This is a genomic window from Paenibacillus sp. UMB7766-LJ446 (assembly GCF_030226665.1).
Taxonomy (GTDB): domain Bacteria; phylum Bacillota; class Bacilli; order Paenibacillales; family Paenibacillaceae; genus Paenibacillus; species Paenibacillus vandeheii.
Genome location: NZ_JASOYM010000002.1, coordinates 431,448 through 453,758 on the forward strand (window position 1 = coordinate 431,448; position 22,311 = coordinate 453,758).

At 46.4% G+C, this 22,311-nt stretch carries 18 protein-coding genes; 13 read left to right on the forward strand and 5 right to left on the reverse strand.

The window, feature by feature from the left end; genetic code table 11:
- Positions 1–179 precede the first annotated feature (179 nt).
- Both QP794_RS06855 and QP794_RS06860 read right to left on the reverse strand, forming a co-directional pair.
- Complete coding sequence (locus QP794_RS06855; protein ID WP_285075536.1) at positions 180–1,676, reverse strand: amidohydrolase family protein; 1,497 nt, start codon at positions 1,674–1,676, stop codon at positions 180–182.
- A gap of 258 nt (positions 1,677–1,934) precedes the next feature.
- Positions 1,935–2,378, reverse strand: a complete 444-nt coding sequence (locus QP794_RS06860; protein ID WP_024629941.1) for a MarR family winged helix-turn-helix transcriptional regulator — start codon at positions 2,376–2,378, stop codon at positions 1,935–1,937.
- Between the two features lie 114 nt (positions 2,379–2,492).
- On the opposite strand from QP794_RS06860, the gene QP794_RS06865 reads away from it, so the two are divergent.
- The 7 genes from QP794_RS06865 (at position 2,493) to QP794_RS06895 (ending at position 6,452) form a co-directional block, all read left to right on the forward strand.
- Entirely contained in the window at positions 2,493–3,245 is a 753-nt protein-coding gene (locus QP794_RS06865) for an SDR family NAD(P)-dependent oxidoreductase (RefSeq protein ID WP_285075537.1), read from the forward strand.
- An 89-nt stretch (positions 3,246–3,334) separates the two neighbouring features.
- Positions 3,335–3,850, forward strand: coding sequence for a Rossmann-fold NAD(P)-binding domain-containing protein (locus QP794_RS06870; protein WP_285075538.1), 516 nt, complete (start codon positions 3,335–3,337; stop codon positions 3,848–3,850).
- 269 nt (positions 3,851–4,119) lie between these two features.
- Positions 4,120–4,365, forward strand: coding sequence for a spore gernimation protein GerQ (locus QP794_RS06875; protein WP_285075539.1), 246 nt, complete (start codon positions 4,120–4,122; stop codon positions 4,363–4,365).
- 13 nt (positions 4,366–4,378) lie between these two features.
- Positions 4,379–4,765 (forward strand): spore coat protein, encoded by a 387-nt coding sequence (locus QP794_RS06880; protein ID WP_006210206.1) that lies wholly within the window; start codon positions 4,379–4,381, stop codon positions 4,763–4,765.
- Entirely contained in the window at positions 4,765–5,901 is a 1,137-nt protein-coding gene (locus QP794_RS06885) for a zinc-dependent alcohol dehydrogenase (protein WP_285075778.1), read from the forward strand. The genes QP794_RS06880 and QP794_RS06885 overlap by 1 nt, the downstream gene beginning before the upstream one ends.
- A 33-nt stretch (positions 5,902–5,934) precedes the next feature.
- Complete coding sequence (locus tag QP794_RS06890) at positions 5,935–6,144, forward strand: hypothetical protein (RefSeq protein WP_079345243.1); 210 nt, start codon at positions 5,935–5,937, stop codon at positions 6,142–6,144.
- Positions 6,141–6,452, forward strand: coding sequence for a spore coat protein (locus QP794_RS06895; RefSeq protein ID WP_285075540.1), 312 nt, complete (start codon positions 6,141–6,143; stop codon positions 6,450–6,452). The genes QP794_RS06890 and QP794_RS06895 overlap by 4 nt, the downstream gene beginning before the upstream one ends.
- Positions 6,453–6,681: 229 nt before the next feature.
- Here the strand turns inward: QP794_RS06895 and QP794_RS06900 are convergent, their stop codons facing one another.
- Complete coding sequence (locus QP794_RS06900; RefSeq protein ID WP_285075541.1) at positions 6,682–7,083, reverse strand: VOC family protein; 402 nt, start codon at positions 7,081–7,083, stop codon at positions 6,682–6,684.
- Between the two features lie 300 nt (positions 7,084–7,383).
- Between QP794_RS06900 and QP794_RS06905 the strand changes: the two genes are divergently transcribed.
- Both QP794_RS06905 and QP794_RS06910 read left to right on the forward strand, forming a co-directional pair.
- A complete protein-coding gene (locus tag QP794_RS06905; RefSeq protein WP_285075542.1) occupies positions 7,384–7,995 on the forward strand; it encodes a GNAT family N-acetyltransferase in 612 nt (203 codons plus the stop codon).
- Positions 7,996–8,410: 415 nt separating this feature from the next.
- Positions 8,411–9,577: a chromate transporter gene (locus QP794_RS06910; RefSeq protein WP_285075779.1), complete on the forward strand. Its 1,167-nt coding sequence runs from the start codon at positions 8,411–8,413 to the stop codon at positions 9,575–9,577.
- Positions 9,578–9,778: 201 nt separating this feature from the next.
- Here QP794_RS06910 and QP794_RS06915 read toward each other — a convergent pair whose 3' ends face one another.
- The gene (locus tag QP794_RS06915) at positions 9,779–10,537 is read right to left on the reverse strand and encodes an SDR family oxidoreductase (RefSeq protein WP_285075543.1); all 759 of its coding nucleotides are present in this window, start codon (positions 10,535–10,537) and stop codon (positions 9,779–9,781) included.
- Positions 10,538–10,701: 164 nt separating this feature from the next.
- Between QP794_RS06915 and QP794_RS06920 the strand changes: the two genes are divergently transcribed.
- Entirely contained in the window at positions 10,702–11,601 is a 900-nt protein-coding gene (locus QP794_RS06920; RefSeq protein WP_285075544.1) for an AraC family transcriptional regulator, read from the forward strand.
- Between the two features lie 139 nt (positions 11,602–11,740).
- Here QP794_RS06920 and QP794_RS06925 read toward each other — a convergent pair whose 3' ends face one another.
- Entirely contained in the window at positions 11,741–11,911 is a 171-nt protein-coding gene (locus tag QP794_RS06925; RefSeq protein ID WP_285075545.1) for a hypothetical protein, read from the reverse strand.
- A gap of 491 nt (positions 11,912–12,402) precedes the next feature.
- On the opposite strand from QP794_RS06925, the gene fabD reads away from it, so the two are divergent.
- Genes fabD through QP794_RS06940 form a run of 3 tightly spaced genes read left to right on the forward strand, consistent with a single transcriptional unit; the run spans position 12,403 to position 22,296 of the window.
- Positions 12,403–15,696, forward strand: a complete 3,294-nt coding sequence (gene fabD, locus QP794_RS06930) for an ACP S-malonyltransferase (RefSeq protein ID WP_285075546.1) — start codon at positions 12,403–12,405, stop codon at positions 15,694–15,696.
- Between the two features lie 60 nt (positions 15,697–15,756).
- Positions 15,757–16,998 (forward strand): FAD-dependent oxidoreductase, encoded by a 1,242-nt coding sequence (locus QP794_RS06935; protein WP_285075547.1) that lies wholly within the window; start codon positions 15,757–15,759, stop codon positions 16,996–16,998.
- Positions 16,999–17,040: 42 nt separating this feature from the next.
- Positions 17,041–22,296 (forward strand): SDR family NAD(P)-dependent oxidoreductase, encoded by a 5,256-nt coding sequence (locus QP794_RS06940; protein ID WP_285075548.1) that lies wholly within the window; start codon positions 17,041–17,043, stop codon positions 22,294–22,296.
- Positions 22,297–22,311: the final 15 nt, after the last annotated feature.

Below are 22,311 nucleotides of genomic sequence, written 5' to 3' on the forward strand. Positions count from 1 at the left end.
GGCGAGTCATTGAATTTTTGAGTTGCAGAAGACAGCTATATGTAAAATACCAAAAGATCTCTTCACTACTGAAGAGATTTTTTGGTGTACAATAACTTATTTAAAGTGGCTATTTTTGCGGCTTTTCGTCCTGCTTCAGTTACGGATTTAGGTAAACTTTTCCTATGGGCTGACCTGCATTAATGATTATGAAGGATGTATTTAGTGTCAGATGAGCCTGATCCTTCCGGTTCTTTCATATCGGCAACCTTCATCACGGGGTATGTTTTAACTGCTTGATCCAAGGTCTTCTTTTCGATCAGTTTTCCGTCCAGGACAACCGCAGAGATGCTTGTTGTGTGTCGAATGTCCTCCAGAGGGTTCTTTTCAAGCAGCACAAGATCGGCGAGCTTTCCTTTTTCTACGGTACCCAGTTCCTGCTCTCTTTCCAAGTATCGTGCAGGATTCAGCGTTGCCGTCTGCAATGCCTGTAGCGGGGACAGGCCGCTTTTCACCAGCAATTCGAGTTCATCATGCAAGGAAACGCCGTATATAAAGTTGGTCATTTCGAAACTGGAATCGGTACCTGCAAGCATAGGCACGCCAGCATCATTCAGCTTTTTGACCATATTTGGCGTTGTAGAATTGATGGCCGTCATTAATTCCGTTTGTTCGGGAGGCGTGGAGCGAATCACTTCGGCCCATTGCTCCTGCACGGCAGTCGGTACATATATGGAACGCGGATCGATTTCGGTTTTGGCCATATTCAAATAAGTAACCATGGTGGGTACAGGCCAGACTTCCTTTTCTTTGAATGTGTTAAACAGCTTGTTAGCCTTTACGGAATCATAGGATTGGGAGGCCTCGATCTCTGCCTGCGAATAACCAAGCAAATCGCTCATGTCTGCATGCTTGAACATATCATCTTCAATGCTCGAAGTGGCAATAAACAAACCGTGCAGATGTTCTATGCTCTTAAACCCCAGTGAAACGGCTTCGCTGGCCCGTACCTCTACCGGCAAATGACCAACCACTGGCAAGCCGTACTTCCGGGCTTCATCCATGACCGCCAAAAACAGAGGACGTGGCAACCAAGAGTATACCTTGATATGATCCGCTCCTTTAACCGCATTGAGACGTACGGCTTTGCGTGCTTGTTCCTCTGTTTCCAAGTAGAGCATGTGAGGGGCATCGTCAGCTGGACCTCCATTCAGGGTCGAACCCGCGTAAACAAGACGTGGGGCTGTCATACCGGCTCGAATGCTATTTTTCCATATATCGACGTTTTTCAGAGATGCCCCCATCTCCCTGACTCCGGTTACTCCGTTAGCCAGAAAAAGCGGGAAGGCGTCTTTATAGTTATCTTCCAAATGGACGTGCATATCCCACAAACCAGGAATGACGTATTGGCCCGTTGCATCACGTACTTGCGCGTAAATGGGAATCGCCGTTTGAGCGCTGTTTCCAATGTGACTAATCTTATTATCCGTAATGATAATCGTCTGATCGTTAGTTAACTTTCCAGATCTAACGTTCACGATTGTTGCATGCTGCAGTACCAATGTCTGCCTAGTCACAGGCTCGATGCTTGCATAACCGGTACCTGCTCCCGTAAATGCAATGAATAATGCGAAGATCCCTAACACCAACAGGGACTTCCTGAAGCTAAGTACGTTTCTCTTTCTTGTTAAACTCATTGTTGTCCTCCTCGTAAAATTAAATAATATCAATCGATATCATTTAATTTTAGAGAGCAAATCCTGAATTTTTATTAATTCATTCTTACAAAAAGCTTACATTTGAACGAGTGAAGGAAGACGGGCTGCGAGAAATGGCAAAAAACTCAACGGGTAAGGGGATAAGACGTAGCCCTTTCGTTGAGTTTTTTCTGATAGATGCGATTTTTCCCCATGAGTTGCGGTTCGTGGTCAAGGTAGCGGAGATTCAAAAAGACGCTAAGACCTTGTGTTTGTCCTTTCCGCCAGCTTCTTAATCAACTCAATATCTTGGTCGGTTAATTGTTCAAAAAAATGTTTGCGTATTGCTTTGGAGAGGTAGGGACGGGCATCATCCAACTTCGATTTTCCAGCGGGAGTAATCATGACTTGAATTCCGCGATCGGTGTCTAGTGGTTTCCTCATCACTAGTCCTCTTTTTTCCATCCGCGTCAGATGATGAGATAATCGACTCTTATCCCAGTCCATAGAGTCGGCTAATTCCTGTTGGCGAAGGTTACCGTTGCCAAAAAGGATTAATCGATCCAATACTCCAAAATCACCTTCTGATAGTCCTGTCTGATCAGACATGTCTTTGACTACACGACCGAAGATGGTCTGAAAAGAACCTTTCCACATATGCCATATTTGCATTTCTTCTTCGTTTAGTTCGTTTTTATCCATAGAAGCATAATAACATGGTTGACGTGTCAACTTCAACGTGTTAAATTGAGTTCAGGTTGATACGTCAACCACATAAAAACTTATCCATATTAGATTAAAAAGGAGAATATTACTATGCATAACAAACTCGTCGCCCTGGTCACTGGGGCAAACAAAGGTATCGGACTTCAAATTGCGAAGGATCTCGTGGAACACGGATACACCGTACTCGTCGGATCACGCAGCCTCCAGAATGGAGAAACTGCTGCCAATAGCATTGGTTCGGGTGCGTTCGCTCTCCAACTCGACGTTACAGATCAGGACTCCATCAATGCTGCAGCAGAGCATATTCGGCATGAATTTGGTCGTCTCGATGTACTTGTAAACAATGCGGGTATCTCACACGCAGGTAAACCAGATAACCCTTTTCCAAGTGGTGGTGCGACGAGCGGTCTATTGACCGTTGCTTCCCTCGAAGACATTCGTGCGGTTTATGAAACCAATGTTTTTGGTGTCATTGCTGTCACCCAGGCCATGTTGCCACTTTTGCGTGAGGCTCCGACAGCTCGCATCGTCAACCTGGGCAGCACCGGTGGCTCCCTTAGTTGGAACTCCATTCCCGAAAATACACACCGTGCGATGTTTGGGGCCTATTCGGCATCAAAATCAGCTGTTCATGCGGTGACACTTGCCTTTGCCTTTGCGCTTGAATCGACAAACATCAAGGTCAACGCGGCATGTCCGGGCTTTACATCGACTGCGCTCAATAATTTTGCCGGTACTCGTAGTGTTGAACAAGGGGCCCGTGAAGCAGTCCGGCTTGCGATGATTGGAGCGGATGGTCCAACAGGAACGTTCTCAGATGAGGATGGACCCGTCGCGTGGTAATTATAGTTCATTAATAGTCAACAGCCAAAGGGGGAATTCATCTTGCGTGTTTTCGTAACAGGAGCAACAGGTTATATCGTAAGCCGTTTGTGATTACCTTGCACGCCAATGGATTGGCAACCGAAAACGTAGTATTATCGTTGGCGGAGCGAGAGGTGCGAACATCCATTGTAGATCTATGTCCTTCGGTACACGGTGAGGGTGACACAGGATTTGTGCCGAGACTGATCGATATCACTAGAACAAAAGGCTTTGCAGCCTATGTGGGAGAGGGAACCAACCGCTGGCCAGCTGTGCACCGCCTGGATGCCGCACATCTATACCGCCTAGCGTTAGAAAAGGCACCCGCTGGTTCACGATTAGATGGGGTGGCAGATGAAGGAGTGCCTTTTCGTGACATCGCAAGTGTAATTGGTAAACACCTCAACGTGCCTATAGTCAGTATTTCCCGTGAAGAAGCCGATGCCCACTTCGGTTTCCTCAGTTCACTTGCAGCGTTTGATATTCCAAGATCAAGCCTGGCTACTCAACAACTTCTGGGGTGGCGGCCTGTGCAACCTGCACTGATCCCCGACCTCGAACAGTCGCACTATTTTAACAATTAATTGGAATGCTCCCGTACAACCTAGCTCAAAATACGGGAACACTTCAACGAGGCAGCCGATCCAAAAGGATCGGTTGCCTCGTTTTTTTATTTTGTATTAGAAAGGGGAAGTGCGATGAAATTAACTGCTATTGATTGTTTGCTTTTTTTTGGAGTCCATAATTGGAATATTTTGATATGCGATATAGGAGGAGAAGCCCGAATCAAGCTTTATGCAGAGGGATAACCTAATTTTACATCCGTGTTCAATAAAGGAGGTGCAAGTCAAACGTGAAAGATATTTCACTCGCCCCGCATGAATCGCTAGATCTCCATGAAGTGCTGAATTTCAAGACGCTCTGTGCGGCAAAGTCCAAGCTGATGCAGGGGGTCGTTTTCGACCAGGAATTGAAGAAGCTCATGCAAAAAGACGTAGAACAATCCACGGTGGCTATCAGTGAGCTGACAGCGCTCTATCAAAGAGCGCCATTCCAGGCTCCGGTTCCCGAAAGCAAGCCTACCCCCATTCTAAATTAAAGGTGATGACCTGATGAACAGCGATTATTTAGATCCGATCAATTCGCTTAACATGCCTGAAATGGCCGACATGACATTCGCCATGGATTTTCTGCTTCGAGCCAAGGAAGGGGTACGGAACACCGCCGTTGCCCTGACCGAAACCGTATCGTCCGATGCCAGAGAACTGCTCAAAAAGCAGTTAAAACAGGGCATTGCCCTTCACCAGGAAATTACTGAGCTCATGATTCGAAAAAAATGGTTTCATCCATATGAGCTGAACGAACAATATCAGCTGGACCAGCTTTCCGCCAAAAATACGGCCATGATTGCCGGAATGAACCTTTTTCCGGGAGATACGTCGCGCAAAGGGATGTTTGACAGGACGCCGGATGAGCATAAGGGGGAAAGCCAGGCATGATGAAAGCAGTGACGTACCAAGGAGTCAAAAACGTTGTCGTCAAAGACGTCCCTGATCCGAAAATCCAAAAGCCGGACGACATGATCGTCAAGCTGACCAGCACCGCCATTTGCGGCTCCGATTTACACCTGATTCACGGCATGATTCCCAATCTGCAGGAGGATTACGTCATCGGGCATGAGCCGATGGGGATCGTAGAGGAAGTCGGACCCGGAGTCACTAATCTGAAAAAAGGGGACCGTGTCATTATCCCGTTCAATATTGCTTGTGGTGAATGCTTTTACTGTAAAAATCAACTGGAGAGCCAGTGCGACAATTCTAATGATAACGGAGATATGGGAGCATATTTCGGTTATTCGGGAACGACCGGTGGGTTTCCTGGCGGGCAGGCCGAATACTTGCGGGTTCCGTTTGCCAATTTTACGCATTTTAAAATTCCTGAAAGCAATGAGCAGCCGGATGAAAGTCTTGCTTTGATCGCCGATGCGATGACAACCGCTTTTTGGAGCGTTGATAATGCGGGCGTGAAACAGGGCGATACGGTGATCGTGCTTGGCTGCGGTCCGGTTGGACTGCTTGCTCAGAAGTTTTGCTGGTTTAAAGGGGCGAAGAGGGTTATCGCTGTCGATTATGTAGATTACCGGCTGCAGCATGCCAAAAAGAATAATAACGTCGAAACCGTCAATTTTGAGCATCATGAAAATGTCGGTAGCTACCTGAAGGAAATTACAAAGGGTGGAGCTGACGTGGTCATCGATGCGGTGGGCATGGACGGAAAGATGAGCGATCTCGAATACCTGGCGAGCGGTCTGAAGCTGCAAGGCGGAACCATGAGCGCTCTAATTATTGCTTCCCAAGCGGTTCGCAAGGGCGGAACCATTCAGATTACCGGCGTATATGGCGGCCGTTACAACGGATTTCCGCTGGGCGATATCATGCAGCGCAATGTAGCCATTCGCTCCGGACAAGCACCGGTTATTCATTATATGCCCTACATGTATGAACTGGTGACAACAGGGAAGGTCAACGTGGCCGATATCATTACGCACGTGATTCCGCTGAGTGAGGCCAAACGCGGCTATGAAATGTTTGATACGAAGACAGATAACTGCATTAAAGTTATTTTAAAGCCGTAAAGAGCTTGATTAAACAAGGGAGTGAAGTACTAGATGAACCCAACGTATGCAATGCATGAAGCCTTGGAGGTGCATGAGATTGCTGCCTTCAAGACGGTCTGCATGACGAAGTCCAAGACGATGCAGGCGCTGGTCACCGACCCCGAGCTGAAGCTTATTCTCCAGCAGGATGCCGCCATGTCGTCTGATCAGCTGGCCGAGCTGTCCGCAATAATGACCAAAGGAATGGAGACACTGCAATGAATCCTGTACTGGAATACATGACTGGCATGAACAAAATGACAGATGATGTGATCGCCATGGACTTTCTGGCCACGGCCAAGAGCGGCGTCCGGAATTTGGCGATGGCCGTAACGGAATGCGTCACACCGGAAATCAAGGGTGTTCTGGAACGCCAATTGGAACAGGCAATCGATACGCATGAAAAGATCAGCAAATATGCGATTGCCAAGGGATTGTATCATCCCTTCAACGTGCAGGAACAGTTCCGCGTCGATCTACAGCAGATCGAAACGGCGCAAAGCATACCCTTACCATCACCATCACAATAGTATCGAGCACACTTACAAAATAACCGCACCTGATTAGCAGAAAGCCGGCTGTAGCCATACAGCCGGCTTTCTTATGGTGATGTACCTACCTTTATAAGAATGTGATTTAATAAACTGCTTATGTTCTCTAACCCACGAATATTTCCTTCCAAGCAACGATCTTGATTGGAATGACAGATATGAGAATACAGGGGATGTAAAAATAAGCCGGTCATCGGCGTTTTTCATGTTAGTGTTTCGGCATTTTGCTCTCATCCATGTACAGCAGGTTCCAGCGATGCCCGTCCAGGTCGGCAAATCCTGCGCCGTACATCCATCCGTCCATTTCGCTTGGCTTGCCAAAGATGTTTCCCCCGGCAGACTCCACTTTTTGAATAAAAGTGTCTACTTCTTCTCTGCTTTCAGCCCCAATGGAAAATATTATTTCTGCGCTTTGGGAAGTATCTGCGATTTTTGAACCTGTAAACTTCTCAAACGCCGCATCCGGGAACAGTAGAATCGCTGTTTGGCCTACGACAAGCTTGGCTCTCTCGTTACCAACGCTCACCGCATGGAATCCAATCTCATTGTAAAAGACAGTGGACCTCTCAACATCTTTGACTGGCAGGTTAATCCAGATCTCTTGGGACATGGCTGTAGCCTCCTGAAATATATTTTCAACAATTCAACTATACTCTACTTCTGGCAGTAAAAGCGATCCTTATAAATGAAACCGCAAGCTATGACATTCCTGTTATGTAATTACCTTTTGCATGAAAAGCCTTAATGATTAAGTCTTTTTTTGTGCACTTTTATATATCATTGCTTGACGATGCACTGAAAAATGAAGTACTGTATAATTAATTGATAGTAATATCTATCAATTAATAAACGATGATTATATTTACTGATATAACAGAATTATATATTTAGTGACAGGAGTAGTGATTATATGACTAATATTTCTATTGTAAATGGAACCCCACATTCTCTTGTGGGATCTAAACTAAATCTAATGGCGCTTGGGGATATAGCAAATACGATTGCTGGTTCAACAAATCAAAGCATCGTAGGTGCTACCTTCCATAAACTCTGGCAGTCTAAGAACAATCGATTCAGTCATGAATATGCGTATGAAGCAAAAATGGGAGATAAAACGCTTGGAATGATTACGTGTTTGCCTGTTACCGTTATGGAGAGATTGGTCTCAGCTACGGCGAAACAACTCTTGTCATACAGAAAACTAGGCTTAATTACTTACAACCTATTGCACCCAAGAGCATTATTTTCCAATATAACTCTGAAAGAAGGATTTGAAGGGGAGTTTCATATTGCAACACTTGCAGCAATGCCCGAAAGCAGGGGAATGGGCGTCGGCTCCAAACTCATTCGTCATGCGGAAGAGCAGGCCATTAAACAAGGCTATAACGTAAGTTCTCTGACCGTTAAAAAAGAAAATCATCAGGCGGGAAAATTGTATGCCAGACTCGGGTATGAAATTACATCGGAAGTCAATAAACCGACGATGTCGTTGTACAGAATGGTAAAAAAACTAAAGTTTTAATTAAAGTTCGTGGTTAAACTTTTCAAACATATTTCTTCGGACCTAATAAGGTGAGTTGTCGAGGGAAACGAAGATAATTCCGTTACAAGTCGCTAATGTAGCGGCTTTTTTGTTATGGCTTGAGCCAATTAAGTGCGTGAAACACCCAAATCAATAATCAGCTAATGCTTGTCACCATTTTAGGTTGAATGAATGAGTTTCTTTACATAAGTAATGTCCTCCATTAAATACTTATCTGGATCGCATGTAATATTGTAAAGTTTCTGTAAATGCGGTTTTAGGCATCGTTTTATGTGTTACCATCTGTTTTAGATAATCAAACTTGAATGACGAAAAATCAAAGATTAAATAACAATCCTTTAGAATGGAAGGAGAAAAGTAATTGGATGAAGCAATATTGAAAGAAAAAAGTTTAATGAAGTCATTACTCGAGATTTTAAGGGTATCGACTAGATTAGGCTTTACCTCATTTGGTGGGCCAATTGCCCATCTGGGATATTTTCATGACGAGTATATTCGTAGAAGGAAGTGGATGGACGAAAAAAGTTATGCTGACTTGGTCGCTTTATGTCAATTCTTACCGGGTCCTGCGAGTAGTCAAGTAGGGATTGGTATAGGTGTCATGCGTGCTGGAGTATTAGGTGGTATTGTTTCGTTTCTTGGTTTTACATTACCTTCAGTACTTGCCCTCATTATTTTTGCATTGATTCTCCAAGGACTAGATGTAAGTGATGCAGGCTGGATACATGGCTTGAAACTTGTTGCTGTCGCCGTTGTTGCACATGCCATCTTGGGAATGGCTCAAAAACTAACACCTGATTTAAAACGAAAAGCAATTGCCTTGTTTGCATTAGTGATTACATTATTGTGGCAAACAGCCTATAGTCAGGTAGGAGTTATTCTTTTATCAGCAATTATTGGTTTCCTAATATATAGACACCAGAAAGACGAATCTGATGGGAAAGTTAGTTTTCCAGTAACCCGTGGATTTGCAATAGGTTGTTTAGTATTATTTTTTGGTTTATTAATTCTTCTTCCAATACTAAGAGAAGTGACTTCTGTTCACTGGATTGCAATGTTTGACAGTTTCTATCGTTCGGGTTCCCTTGTGTTTGGAGGAGGGCACGTCGTTCTACCCTTGCTTGAAAAAGAATTTGTACCCACCGGCTGGTTGAGTGAAGAAGAGTTTCTTGCCGGATATGGGGCAACCCAAGCTGTTCCGGGACCCTTATTTACCTTTGCAGCCTACCTAGGTACGGTGATGAATGGGTGGGTTGGGGGTTTATTAGCAACAGTTGCTATATTTTTACCTGCATTTTTATTGATTATAGGAACACTTCCTTTTTGGGATAGCCTGCGTCGCAATCCAAAGGTCAAAGGTGCGTTAATGGGAGTAAATGCAGCAGTAGTTGGTATTCTAATTTCTGCTTTTTATCAGCCGATTTGGACTAGTTCTATCTTGGCACCCATTGACTTTGCTTTTGCAGCTATACTGTTTAGTATGTTGGTTTATTGGAAGTTGCCACCTTGGATTACTGTTGTAACAGGTGCCCTTGGAGGAACCCTAATGTCACTCATTTAAAATGATTTATACAAAAATTATTCTTGAATCTTAAAAACAAAACAAACGGAAAAGGTCTCGTTACTTCCGTTTGTTTTTTATTTGTTAATAGACTGGATTTGCGGTAAGAAGAAAGGGATCGAAAGCGGCCAAGTTGCTTCCCCCAGCTACTCCGTGTACCGGGTCACTATTTAAAGTGAAGTTAATTGAGACTTTTTAGCTCTACACCTGTGCCGTGGGACGGATGACGATTTCGTTAATATCCACATCGGACGGCTGCTCAATCGCATAAACGATCGCACTGACAACTGCTTCCGGCCGTAATCCTAGCCCGTCTCTAACCGAAGCTAGCTGATCCTTTATTTTTTGATTGGGTATCCCATCGATAAAGTTGGTCTGCACAACACCTGGCGAGATGGTCGTAACGCGTATGTGATCGCGGGCTTCCTGCCGGAGACCCTCAGAAATTGCGCGTACAGCAAACTTGGAACCTGAATAAACAGCCTGATTTGCAACGGTCTTCAATCCAGCAGTAGAGGCGATGTTTATAAAGTGCCCCAGGCATTGCTTGCGGAAAACAGGCAGCGCTGCGGCTATTCCGTACAGAACGCCCTTCGTATTAACGTCAATGGTTGCTTCCCAATCTTCGACACGAAGATCATCTAATGGAGAGATCGGGCCTATACCTGCATTGTTGATGAGCACGTCCAGTTTACCATAGCGTTCGCAGGCCAGCTGTACCAAATTAGACAGATCTTCGCGGCTTGTTACATCCGTTTGTACATATACCGCTTCTCCGCCGAGGCTTTCGATTCGTTCCACGATGTCTTTAAGGCGATCCGTGCTTCGTGCCCCAATAACCAGCTTTGCTCCAAGCTCCGCGAGTTGGACGGCTGCTGCTTCGCCAATTCCACGGCTTGCTCCTGTAATGGCAATAACTTTTCCTTTGATTCCTGACATCAATTCATTCTTCATTTTCATAACCGGATCCTTCTTTCATTTAATATTTTCCTTACCTGTCTCATGATAAGAAAAATCTAGTAAACCCAAGTAGACTATTCTTACGCAATCCTTGCCTATTCCTGTCTGGATCTTGGGTTATAATACTTTTACAAGGTTGAACGAAAAGGAGGTGAGAACCCGTCTTGAATCAATATGTTTCTGAATTAGCTCGTCAAATTGCGCGGCTTGCGCCGAACGATGGTGTGCACGCAACAGCGATTCCTGAGCTCTGCTTCCGACATATGTCCAGGGAATCAGAACCAACGCATTCAATCAACAGGCCCTCGCTGTACGTGATTGTCCAGGGTTCCAAAACGGCGGCGTTAGCCGGAGAGAGCTTCCTGCTCGATCCGGGTATGTATATGGTGACATCTGTACATCTGCCAGTGATTGGGAAAATTATTGAGGCTACGAAGGAAAAGCCATATTTAAGCTTAGCCCTGACGCTCAATCCGGATGTCATTGTAGATATAAACAAGAAATATAACCCTTCTCCAAAGGAGAGGGGGCAGACATCGGGGCGAAGCATTCTTGTCAATTCGTCAACCCCTCCCTTGCTGGATGCGATGCTGCGCCTCGTCCAATTGTTAGAAACGCCTGAGGATATTGACATGCTGTCACCACTTGTCATCCGGGAAATATTTTATCGAGTGCTGCAGGGAGAGCAGGGGGCGCTCATTAGGCAATTTTCCGTGTTAGGAAGCTATGCCCAGGGTATTTCAAGCGCCATCCATCTAATCAACAGAGATTACTCGGAGCCGCTAATAATCGAAGAGTTGGCAGCTCTTGTTAGCATGAGCCCTACAACTTTTCATAAGCAATTTAAACGGGTAACAGCTATGAGCCCACTACAGTATCAGAAAACCATCCGGCTGCAAACGGCACGAAGGCTGCTGCTCACGGAGGGCCTGGATGCAGCAACGGCAGGATTTCGTGTTGGATACGAAAGTCCTTCTCAATTCAGCAGAGAATACGCACGATTATTCGGGCGGCCTCCCATGAGCGATGTTCAACACCTGCACGATTCGCTAAGTAAAGGGTAGGTGAATGAATCGCTTTGTGACATCAAAGCGCATTGTAGAAATGAATAAAGAACAGGACTAGAGCGAATAGTTAAGTAAACTTTAGAAAGGTGGAGAGTTATCGTTGATTAAGGATGGAGGTTTCTTATATATATCAATCCTATGGCTGTAGCAGCCAACGATGCACTTCAGGAAACAGCACGCCCCATGTGGATTCGTAATGTGTTCCATCAGGAATAACGTCAACTCGAATCTGCTTCTCCGGAACCCCTAATGCGATTAAGGTCGTGGGACAACGTTCTATTCTCCATAACTGCAGAAGTTCTCTCATTTGATAGTGCTCTCAAGTCGCCGGATTCGTTGTCGAAGGTGCAGACTCAATTGGCCAGGAGGCGGTCGTTGGACGTGTTCAAGAATAGGTTGTGAAGTTAACAATTCATGTTATATATTGAACGTTGTATATATAACCTCGAAAAAACAGATCGGCATTATTGGAAATGGAGTAATGACAGTGAATAACGCGAAAACCTTCCTTTTTCTCTGTGTTAACAATGTTTTTCGTCATTTTACGATATATAATCACTTTATTTACACAATCCATCATTTACAAAAATTGCAAAATTGTTTATAGTAAACGTAACAAGCTTTTCAACTAATTCAATCGTTGTTTCGGCACGTTGAAGATAGGAAAATGCACATATAAGGGTAGTTATGTGTTAAATAAATTTCTTCTGTTCTTGTCATTGGGATAGCGGAGTTATTTGAGATGTCTCTTGGTATGTTTTTGGGGAGGTGGGTTAGCTGGCCGATTCTCTTGTTTTTATGTTTTCTGGTCAGGGATCGCAGTATCCACGGATGGGTATAGAACTGTTTGAACAGGATGTTTTGTTCAGGGAAACCATGCTTGCTCTGGATCAGACCGTTCTGGAATGTGGAGGCGAGTCGGTTATCCGGTATATGTACGGTAGTGGTTCACCCATTAGAGATGACGGATTTCAGCGAACTCTTTTCTCTCATCCTGCCATCTTCATGGTAGAATATTCACTTGCCCAATCCTTGCTAACTCGTGGTGTGATACCCGATTACGTTCTGGGCAGCAGTCTGGGGGAGTTTGCCGCTGCTGCAGTAGCAGGAATCTTCAGTGCAGAAGATGGTTTGCGCTGTGTAATGAAACAGGCATTGTCCTTTGAGCGATACTGTCCGTCAGGTGCTATGCTTTCGATATTGGCGGATGTTTCTATATATTCGGAGCTTCCTGAAATTGAATACTGTACCCTGGTGTCCGTCAGTTATGACGGGCATTTTGTTATTTCAGGACCCGTGCATGCGATGGCAAAAGTGCAAGATTGGCTTACAGTTCATTCGGTGCTCAGCCAGATGCTCCCGGTTTCTTTTGCTTACCATTCGAGATGGATTGACAGGGCAGAGGAAGTGTATACGAAGGATCTGCAGTCCTTTGATTTTGTCGTACCTCATATTCCGTTTATTTCCTGTACGGTCGGAGGACAAGCCGCAAGAATCAAACAAAATCACTTCTGGCAGGTTGCCCGAAAACCGATTCTCTTCCGTGAAGCGATCCAAAAGTTAGAGCATACCGGACCGCATCGCTATATTGATATAAGTCCGGGCGGTACACTTGCAGGTTTTGTAAAGCGACTTGCAGGAGAACAATCCTTGTCTTCAACGGCGATTGTGCTATCCCCATTTTACAAGGAAAAGCAGCAGCTGGAGAAAGTCGCCCGGCAATTTCAGCAACCATCCATGAACATGAACATTCAGAGGGGAGAACAAAGCATGAGGGCTTATGTATTTCCAGGGCAAGGCTCGCAGTTCAGGGGCATGGGAGCGGAAGTTTGGCATCGTTTTCCCGATCTGGTCCGCATCGCAGATGAAATATTGGGTTATTCCATACGAGAACTGTGTCTCGAAGATCCACAAAACCAACTTGGACGTACGGAATATACACAGCCGGCCCTGTATACTGTCAACGCCCTGATGTATTATATGGAACTTGAACAGCAGGGAAGGAAGCCTGATTATGTGGCAGGTCACAGTCTTGGCGAATTCAATGCTTTGCTGGCCGCAGGCGTATTTGATTTTGCAACAGGACTTCGTATTGTTCAATTCCGCGGTGAATTAATGGGGAGGGCAGCAGGGGGCGGGATGGCCGCTGTTCTTGGCCTGAATGTGGACGAGGTTCGAGCCATCCTTGCAGGTCATAACCTTCAGCAAATTGATATTGCTAATATCAACAGTCCGAGTCAGATCGTCATATCGGGTCCTCAGAATGTACTTGTACAGGCTAAGCCTGTGTTTGAACAAGCCGGGGCTTCCAACTATGTCGTTTTAAATGTGAGTGGTGCGTTTCACTCCAGATATATGGAAACGGCCAAACAGCAATTTGCCGCATATATCAGACAATTTTCTTTTGAAGACCCTACAATTTCGGTCATTTCCAATGTCGAAGCGAGGCCCTATACAGCCGATCTTGTGCAGCACAACATGGTTGAGCAGATTACCTCATCGGTTCAATGGACGGACACCATACGGTATCTCATGGGAAAAGGAGTCCAGGATATAATCCAGATTGGTCCGGGGTCCGCAGTTAGCAAGCTTGTTCAGGCAATTCAACACCAGGCTCAGCCCCTTATCGTAGAAGAGTTGTCAGCCGAACAGCCCAGTGTTACGTTGTCAACCATAACAAAAGAGGACGTTCATCCGAAAAATCCATCGCCCCTTTCCGGGACCGCTGCCCATCCGCTCAGCAGTTCACAGCGTTTCAGTTCTGAACGGATGGGCAGCGCTGAATTTAGACAGGACTATGGTGCAAGGCTGGCTTACGTAGCAGGAGGCATGTATGGCGGAATATCTTCCGTAGCGATGATCACAGAACTCGCAAAATCGGGCATGGTCGGATTTCTTGGATCAGGCGGGTTAAGTGTGAAGGAAGTGGAAGAGGCCGTGCTTTCCATTCGCCGCGAGCTTCCTGTTCAGCACTGTTGGGGGTTGAACGTCCTTCATGACCCACTTCACCCTCAGCGTGAAGAAGAGATGGTTCAACTGATGTTAAGGCACCGCCTGAACAAAATGGAAGCAAAAGGGTTTCTAGCCATGACGCCAGCGCTTGTTAAGTATCGGGTCAAAGGAAGCTTTCGCAAATCGAATGGAGCCGTGGTTACCTCCCACCTGGTTCTGGCCAAATGCTCTCGTCCGGAAGTAGCAGAGCTGTTTATGAGTCCGGCCCCGCAGCATATTCTGGACCAATTGCTGGCTGAAGGGCATATTTCCGATGAGCAAGCTCGTTTGGCACGACAATTACCTATGGCAGATGACATTTGTGCTGAAGCGGATTGCGCAGGTTACACGGACGGTGCAGTATCCATGACCTTACTGCCTGCAATCTTGTCCCTGCGTGATCAGTTGATGAAACGTTATGGGTATGCTCAAAAAATTCGGGTTGGGGCTGCAGGGGGTATTGGCACACCCGAAGCGGCTGCTGCTGTATTTGTCATGGGTGCAGACTTTATATTGACCGGTTCCATTAATCAATGCACAGTCGAGGCAGGCACAAGCCATGCTGTAAAAGAACTGCTTCAGCAAATCAACGTTCAGGATACTGGTTATGCGCCCGCCGCAGGCATGTTTGAATTGGGAGGCAAGGTGCAGGTACTGAAAAAAGGGGTGTATTTTCCTGCACGAGCCAACAAACTGCATGAGCTGTATCGTCAGCACGACAGTTTGGACCAGATTGATGAGAAAACAAGAACAAGACTTCAGGAGCAGTATTTTAAAAAGAGTTTTGACGCTATTTACACAGAAATGAAATCCGGACTTACCACGCAGGAGAAAGAGCTGGCCGAACGAAGTCCGAAAGCCAAGATGGCTGTTGTGTTCAAGTGGTATCTGGAGCATTCCACCAAGCTCGCACTTCAGGGTGATGAGAAGCAGCGGGTGGACTTTCAGGTGTATTGCGGTCCCGCACTGGGTGCATTTAACCAATGGGTACGGGGGACAGCACTTGAATCATGGACACAGCGCCACGTGCATCGAATCGGAGAAAAATTGATGGAAGAAACGGCCCGGCTGCTTAACGAGAAGCTGCTTCAGCAGGTATAGATAATCCATAGTCCAGAAGGCGAGAGATAAAACGACATTACAGCCGATAGGAGGAATCGCATGCATATCCAAAGCGAAGTGCTTATTGTCGGGGCAGGTATTGCAGGAGTAGCCCTGGCGCTGGCGCTGGGCAGAAAAGGTCGGCAGGTCGTGCTAATTGAACGCTCCAAAGAATTCCCTAACATTCCTAAAGGCGATTTTCTTCAACCCGTAACGATAGACCTGCTGGACAAGCTTGGTGTTCTTCCTGAAGTGAGCAAACATTGCTCTCAGGTGACACGTGTAAATTACGGCACGCTTGGAGGCATCAACTGTTTTTCGGGAAGTTATGAGGAAATGGACATGCCTGTGAAGTATGCGTTGAACGGAGACCATCACCGTATCCATCAGAGCTTGTTTAATGCCTTGAAAGAGCTGCCCAACGTAAGCTTCTACCCTGGTATGAATGCGGGCAAGCTTCTGTTCACAGATGATTATGTGACCGGAATTGAAGCGGTATTAGCCGGGAAAACGGTTCGGATCGACTGCAACATACTCGTCGGATCTGATGGCATCAAGTCCAAAATTCGGGATCAGCTCGGTCTCAAATACCAGCTCTATCCCTATGAGGAAAAAATGGCGAAAATGTTTGCTTTTACGTTTCACGATGTTACTCAAGCTCGCGACGAAGCCAGCTTTTTCTTCGGTGAAGGGGTAAGCTGCGGTGTCTTCCCTTTACCCGGTCATCGACTGCGTGTCTATCTGGCCTTGCGAAAGGATTTATGGCAGCAAATTCGGGAGGACGGGATAGAATCTTTGCGCGAGATGCTGCTGTCCCTCTGCCCGCAGTTGCAGGAAGAGATCCGGCAAGTCACGGATTTCAAGCAGGTTCAGTCCATTCCTGCATTTTATCTGAATACGGAAAAATGGGCGATAAACGGCGCCGTTCTGCTGGGGGATGCATGTCATGCCCTAAGTCCGGCGCTGGGACAGGGAATGAATCTGGCTATCCAGGGCGCCGTTGAGCTGGGAAATACGCTGGAAGAAGCTCTGGCTAATCAAGACTACTCGGAAAATCGGCTTCGCCTGTATGAGAAAAAAAGAAGAAAATACGTGCGCATCATTCAGCGCAATAGCACAGCCCACACCTACTGCTGGTTTGTAAAGAACCGTGTTTTTATTACTCTGCGCAATGCAGCTTTCCGCCGGATTGGAAGCTGTCCCAATCTTCTAAAGGAACAAATGCTGACAACTTCCGGATACAGTGACAAACCGCCTTCATTTTCACACATGCTGCGCTTTGCAGGAATAATGAAGCCCTGATGGTGAGCAACTTGCTAATACTGGAGGAGAGGAGACATGGATATGGGAAGCAAAAGGACTGAAATAGCTATTATTGGTATGGCCTGCCGGTTCCCGGGAGCGGACGGATATGATTCCTTTTGGGAAAATCTGATTCAGGGCCAAAATTCAATATCCGAAATCCCCCCGGAGCGTTGGGATCTGGAACGATTTTATTCGTCAGACATAAATGATGCAGGGAAATCAACAAGCAAGTGGTGCGGCATGGTAGAAGGTATATATGATTTTGACTACAGCTTCTTTAACCTTTCCCCGCGCGAGGTTGCGAGCATGGACCCGCAGCAGCGACTTCTGCTCGAAGAGACCTGGCACTGTATTGAGGATTCGGGTATATCCCTTTCGGAGCTTCAACAGAAGGTGACATCCGTATATACAGGGGTGATGTCTTCGGACTACTTGCAGCAAATGGAGGCCGATCAGGCGGACAGTTATGCCTGTCTTGGCAACTATGAGAGCCTGCTTGCGAACCGGATTTCCTATGCGTTTAATTTGCGGGGCATGAGCTTGCCAATCAATGCTGCGTGCGCTTCCTCTCTTGTAGCTATTCATGAAGCAAGACGTGGTCTGATTCTGGGAGAATGTGATTATGCCCTGGCTTCAGCTGTGAATCTGAATTTGGACCCGCTCAAATATGTTTCCTTTTCCAAATCAAGAATGTTAAGCCCGACGGGGCAATGCAAAACGTTTGACCAAAGCGCAGATGGCTATGTTCCGGGAGACGGAGTAGCTGTATTGCTGCTGCAGCGTCTGGAAGAAGCCGTCGAACAAGGGAATTTTGTTTATGGCATCATTAAGGGCTCTGCTGTCAACCATACAGGAAAAAGCTTGTCCATTACGGCTCCACGCGTCGAGGCACAACGTGATGTCATTATGTCTGCATGGAGAGCTGCAGATGTCGACCCACGTACCATTACCTATATTGAAGCTCACGGGACAGGTACATCGCTGGGAGATCCAATTGAAGTTGAGGCGCTGACTCAGGCATTCCGGCACTATACGTCGGATCGGTCCTTTTGTAAGATCGGCTCGGTTAAAACCAATATTGGGCATCTGGAAAGTGCAGCAGGCATGGCCGGTCTTATTAAAGTCATCCTGATGATGAAACATCAAAAAATCCCGGCTTCCCTTCATGTTCAGACACTTAACCCGATCATTCCATTTAGGTATTCACCATTCGAAGTTGTTACGGAAAAGGAGATATGGCAAAGTCAGGAGCAAGGACAGCCTTTGCGTGCAGGGATCAGTTCATTTGGTTTTGGAGGTGTCAATGCCCATGTGGTTATTGAACGATATGAACCTGCTTCCAAGCCAGCAATTCAGCCCACTTTAAACGTCGAACCAGAATCAAGTGAACCCTTCCGGTTATTCCTGCTGTCTGCCAAGACGGCTGCGAGTCTCCGGCAGCTTGTAGCAGACTGGCAGCATTGGTTAGATCGTGATGCCAATGCTGACTGTACACTAAACGATATCAGCATGTCACTGCTTATGGGCAGAGAACACTTTAAACATCGGTTTGGCGGATGGGTGCGAACAAGAGATGAGATCAGGGATTTGCTGAACTCGGATCATTACAGTAATCCTCAGACAGGGGCAAACCAGTGGTATCTGAATATTAATTCTCCCAAGCCGGAAGAGTACAGCCAAATGAAGGATTCCGAGCATATCGGTGGGATTCTTCTGCGGAATGTGGAGATGCAAGTCGAAGCGGAATTGGGAACATCTGGCACAACGAAAGACATTATGTCGGGGTACTATCAAGAAAATTGGATCGAGGAACGACGAGAGCTGTATCATTTTATAGCAGAATATGTGCATGCTGAGGCACTGATTCAATTGGGGTTTAATCCCGTTTGGGTTCAAGGAACGGGCGTTGGCACGCTGGTAGCATGGGTCATTGGCGGAATAGTATCTGTCGAAGATATGATCTCAGTCCTGATTGGAGAGCAATCTACACAAGAAGTGAGGCTCTTCAGACCAAGGTTCCCTGTGAAACAGGGGGAAGGCGAATGTGTGATCATGCCCTTTGCTTTTGACGATGCCTACGTGTATGACCTGATTCAGTCTGTGCGAATGATAAGGCACACGCAATACGAAGAGTTTCGAAGCGAACTGATGAATCAGGCGCATCGCTTATACTCACATCAATATACGTTCAGGAACTACATAAATGAATGGAACGATGAATGGAGAGAACACGCGGGAGCAGATATTGGAATGCAATTTGAACCGATAGCGACCAGTGGAAGCGTATTTCAAACCGCCTCTTCTTCGTCAGCCGTGCTATGCATTGTAATTATGGATGCAATGCGAAAGCTGAACCAAAAATGGAACCTTCAAGGCTTCGAAAAGCTGGATATTCCGGCAGTATATGAGCTGCTTGACCTTCTGGCCGATAGAGTTATCACGCAACGGGACATTGTTGGAATGTTTTTGAGCGAGGAAAATCTTTCTCGGATCACAGACCAACTGAACAAGCAGGCTTATCGTATGTTGCCTGAACGTGCATATACTCTCATACGCGAACATCAGCAGCGGACAGATGGAATGGAGAGCGTACGCCAATTTCTGCAAGATTTTCTTCAATCCAAGGATGAAGATGACGCAGGTCCTTTGCAGCAGCATTCCGGAAGCTGCTCGGACTGGATGAAACAAGCAGGACAGGAGGCAGACGAAATGTCACTGAATATGCCTTTTGCCGAAAACGCACTGAAGTTATGGTTGGCAGGAACGGAGCTTGATATGGGCAAACTTGTGGAAAGGGAGCCGTACCAGAAGGTGCATTTGCCGCTTTATGCATTCCAGAGAAAGACATTTCGTTGGTCTTCAGACTCCGGAAAGTCAGCGAGTAGTAACCACAGTAAACAACCGGAATTATCAAAACGCAATCGCTCTCTGCATCCAATGCTTCATCATGACTTTTCGACAGATCAGGATATACGCTTCATTTCGGATTTTACGGGGAGTGAGTTTTTTCTCGCTGATCATCAGGTTCGGGGACAACGAATACTTCCGGGCGTGGCTTATTTGGAAATGGCGCGTATGGCAATACACACTGCAAAACAGTTCAAATCGGACTCCTTTCACAGTTTGCAGATGAGTAATGTAGCCTGGACACAACCGATTTACGTTGATGCAAACCCGGTGAAGGTGACCGTAACACTGAATGCGGTAGGCCGGGAGGAAGAAGGTATTCGATACGAGATTTATCGGGAAGACCACCCATCCTTGAATCGTATTAATTGCGGAACAGGCAGTGTTTCTCTGAAATCGTTTGAACCCAATGACCCTCTTGATATTGCGTCACTCCTGAAAGCGATGTCCGAAAATCAGATATTGGATCGTGGAACAATTTATTCCATGTTGAGAGAGCTGGGCCTGGAATACGGTCCCAGTCACCAGGCAATAGAGAGGGTTTATATCGGTTCAGGTGAAGCGATTGCACACCTGAAGCTGCCTATGCCTGTGGAGCACACATTACATGATTATATGATGCATCCGAGTATGATGGATGGAGCCTTGCAGACAGCCATGTTGCTGCTGAATGTTGAATCCACCCGTCAGGATCAGGAAAACAGAACTAAACTACCTTTTTATATGGAAAAGATGGAGTGCAGGCTGCCCTGTGCAGCTGAGATGTGGGTGCATGTACGATTGAGGAATGGTGGCCGCAATGGGACTCATGTCGAACAACTGGACATGGATCTGGTCGATGCTCAGGGTGCTGTATGTGTGAGGATTCGAAATTATATGTGCCGCATTCTGGCTGGTGAAAATTTGCTGGAGCAGGAGAAGCTTCGATCCGAAGGGCGATCGGTTCATCATACCCGGAACTGGCACGAAGCAATTTCACCCGGCCTAGAGCTGTTGGCTCCGGTATGGAGCGTACATTCTCCAGAGAAGGACAGCAGAATTTCTTCCACTAATCTCAGAACCGTTCTGATGTTAAGAGAGGAAACAGAGAGGATCGAATCGATTGACGAGTTGAAACAGCAATATCCCGGAGCTTCACTGATATTCATTAAGCCTGACGAAAGCATGGATCAACTATCTCAGAGGCTGGAAGCCTGTGGGAAGCTGGATCATTTAATATGGATCTCACCTGCAGGCAGAGTGGAAGGAAAGGATGCCGAAGCCATCATCCAAAGTCAGCACGAAGGCGTAATGATGTTATTTCATCTGGTCAAACACCTGTTACGGTTGGGTTATGAAAGACATTCTCTCTTGTGGACCCTGGTTACCTTTAACGCAATAGCCGTTCACGCGCAGGATGAAGTACATCCGCTTCACGCAAGTATGCATGGTTTCCTCGGTTCTCTGGCAAAAGAATACAGGGGCTGGACATTCCGACTCGTCGATTTGGATCTTGCCGATTCAAGTCTCCCACCGTTCCATGAAATGCCTGTTCGCAATGCAGACGTTTCAGGTCATCTCATGGTGTATCGGGGCAGACAGTGGCATCGAAGGGAATTGCTGCCTGTTGAGCTGCCTTCCATCCAGCACAGTGCTTATCGACGTCATGGCGTATATGTCGTTATTGGCGGAGCCGGGGGACTGGGAAAGGTATGGAGCGAGTACATGATTCGCCGCTACAGCGCACAGATTGTCTGGGTCGGTCGAACGCCGCTCAATGCCGGCATTGCATATGAGCAGGAACGGCTTGCAGCGCTCGGCGGTCCGATGCCGGAATATATATCAGCAGATGCGGGCAGCCCTGAGGAAATGCGTGAAGTGTGCAAGGTGATCAGACAACACCACGGAACAATCCATGGTGTTATTCATGCTGCAATTGCATTGAGAGACAGCAGTGTAATGAATATGAATTATCAGCAATTTACTGAAGGGTTATATGCCAAAGTCAATGTATGTGCTGGTATGCTTGCTGCCTTTGGAAAGGAATCGCTGGATTTTATGTTATTTTTCTCATCTATTAATGCATTTGCCACACCTGCCGGTCAAAGCAATTATGCAGCCGGTTGCACGTTCAAGGATTCATTTGCACAGTGGCTTCAACGAAATCTTCCCTATCCTGTGAAAACGATGAACTGGGGGTACTGGGGAAGCGTCGGAACCGTAGCTTCTCAAGGTTATCGGGATCGGATGACCAAACAGGGCATCGGCTCGATTGAACCTCCCGAAGCCATGGCCGCCCTTGAACTTCTATTGGCTGGACCACTTCATCAATTGGGCTTGGTCAAAATCGTTGGAGAGGCAAAACCTTACGCCATTAGTGAGCAGGAAATTATGACGGTTCACCATTAGGAGTGTAATCCGGAC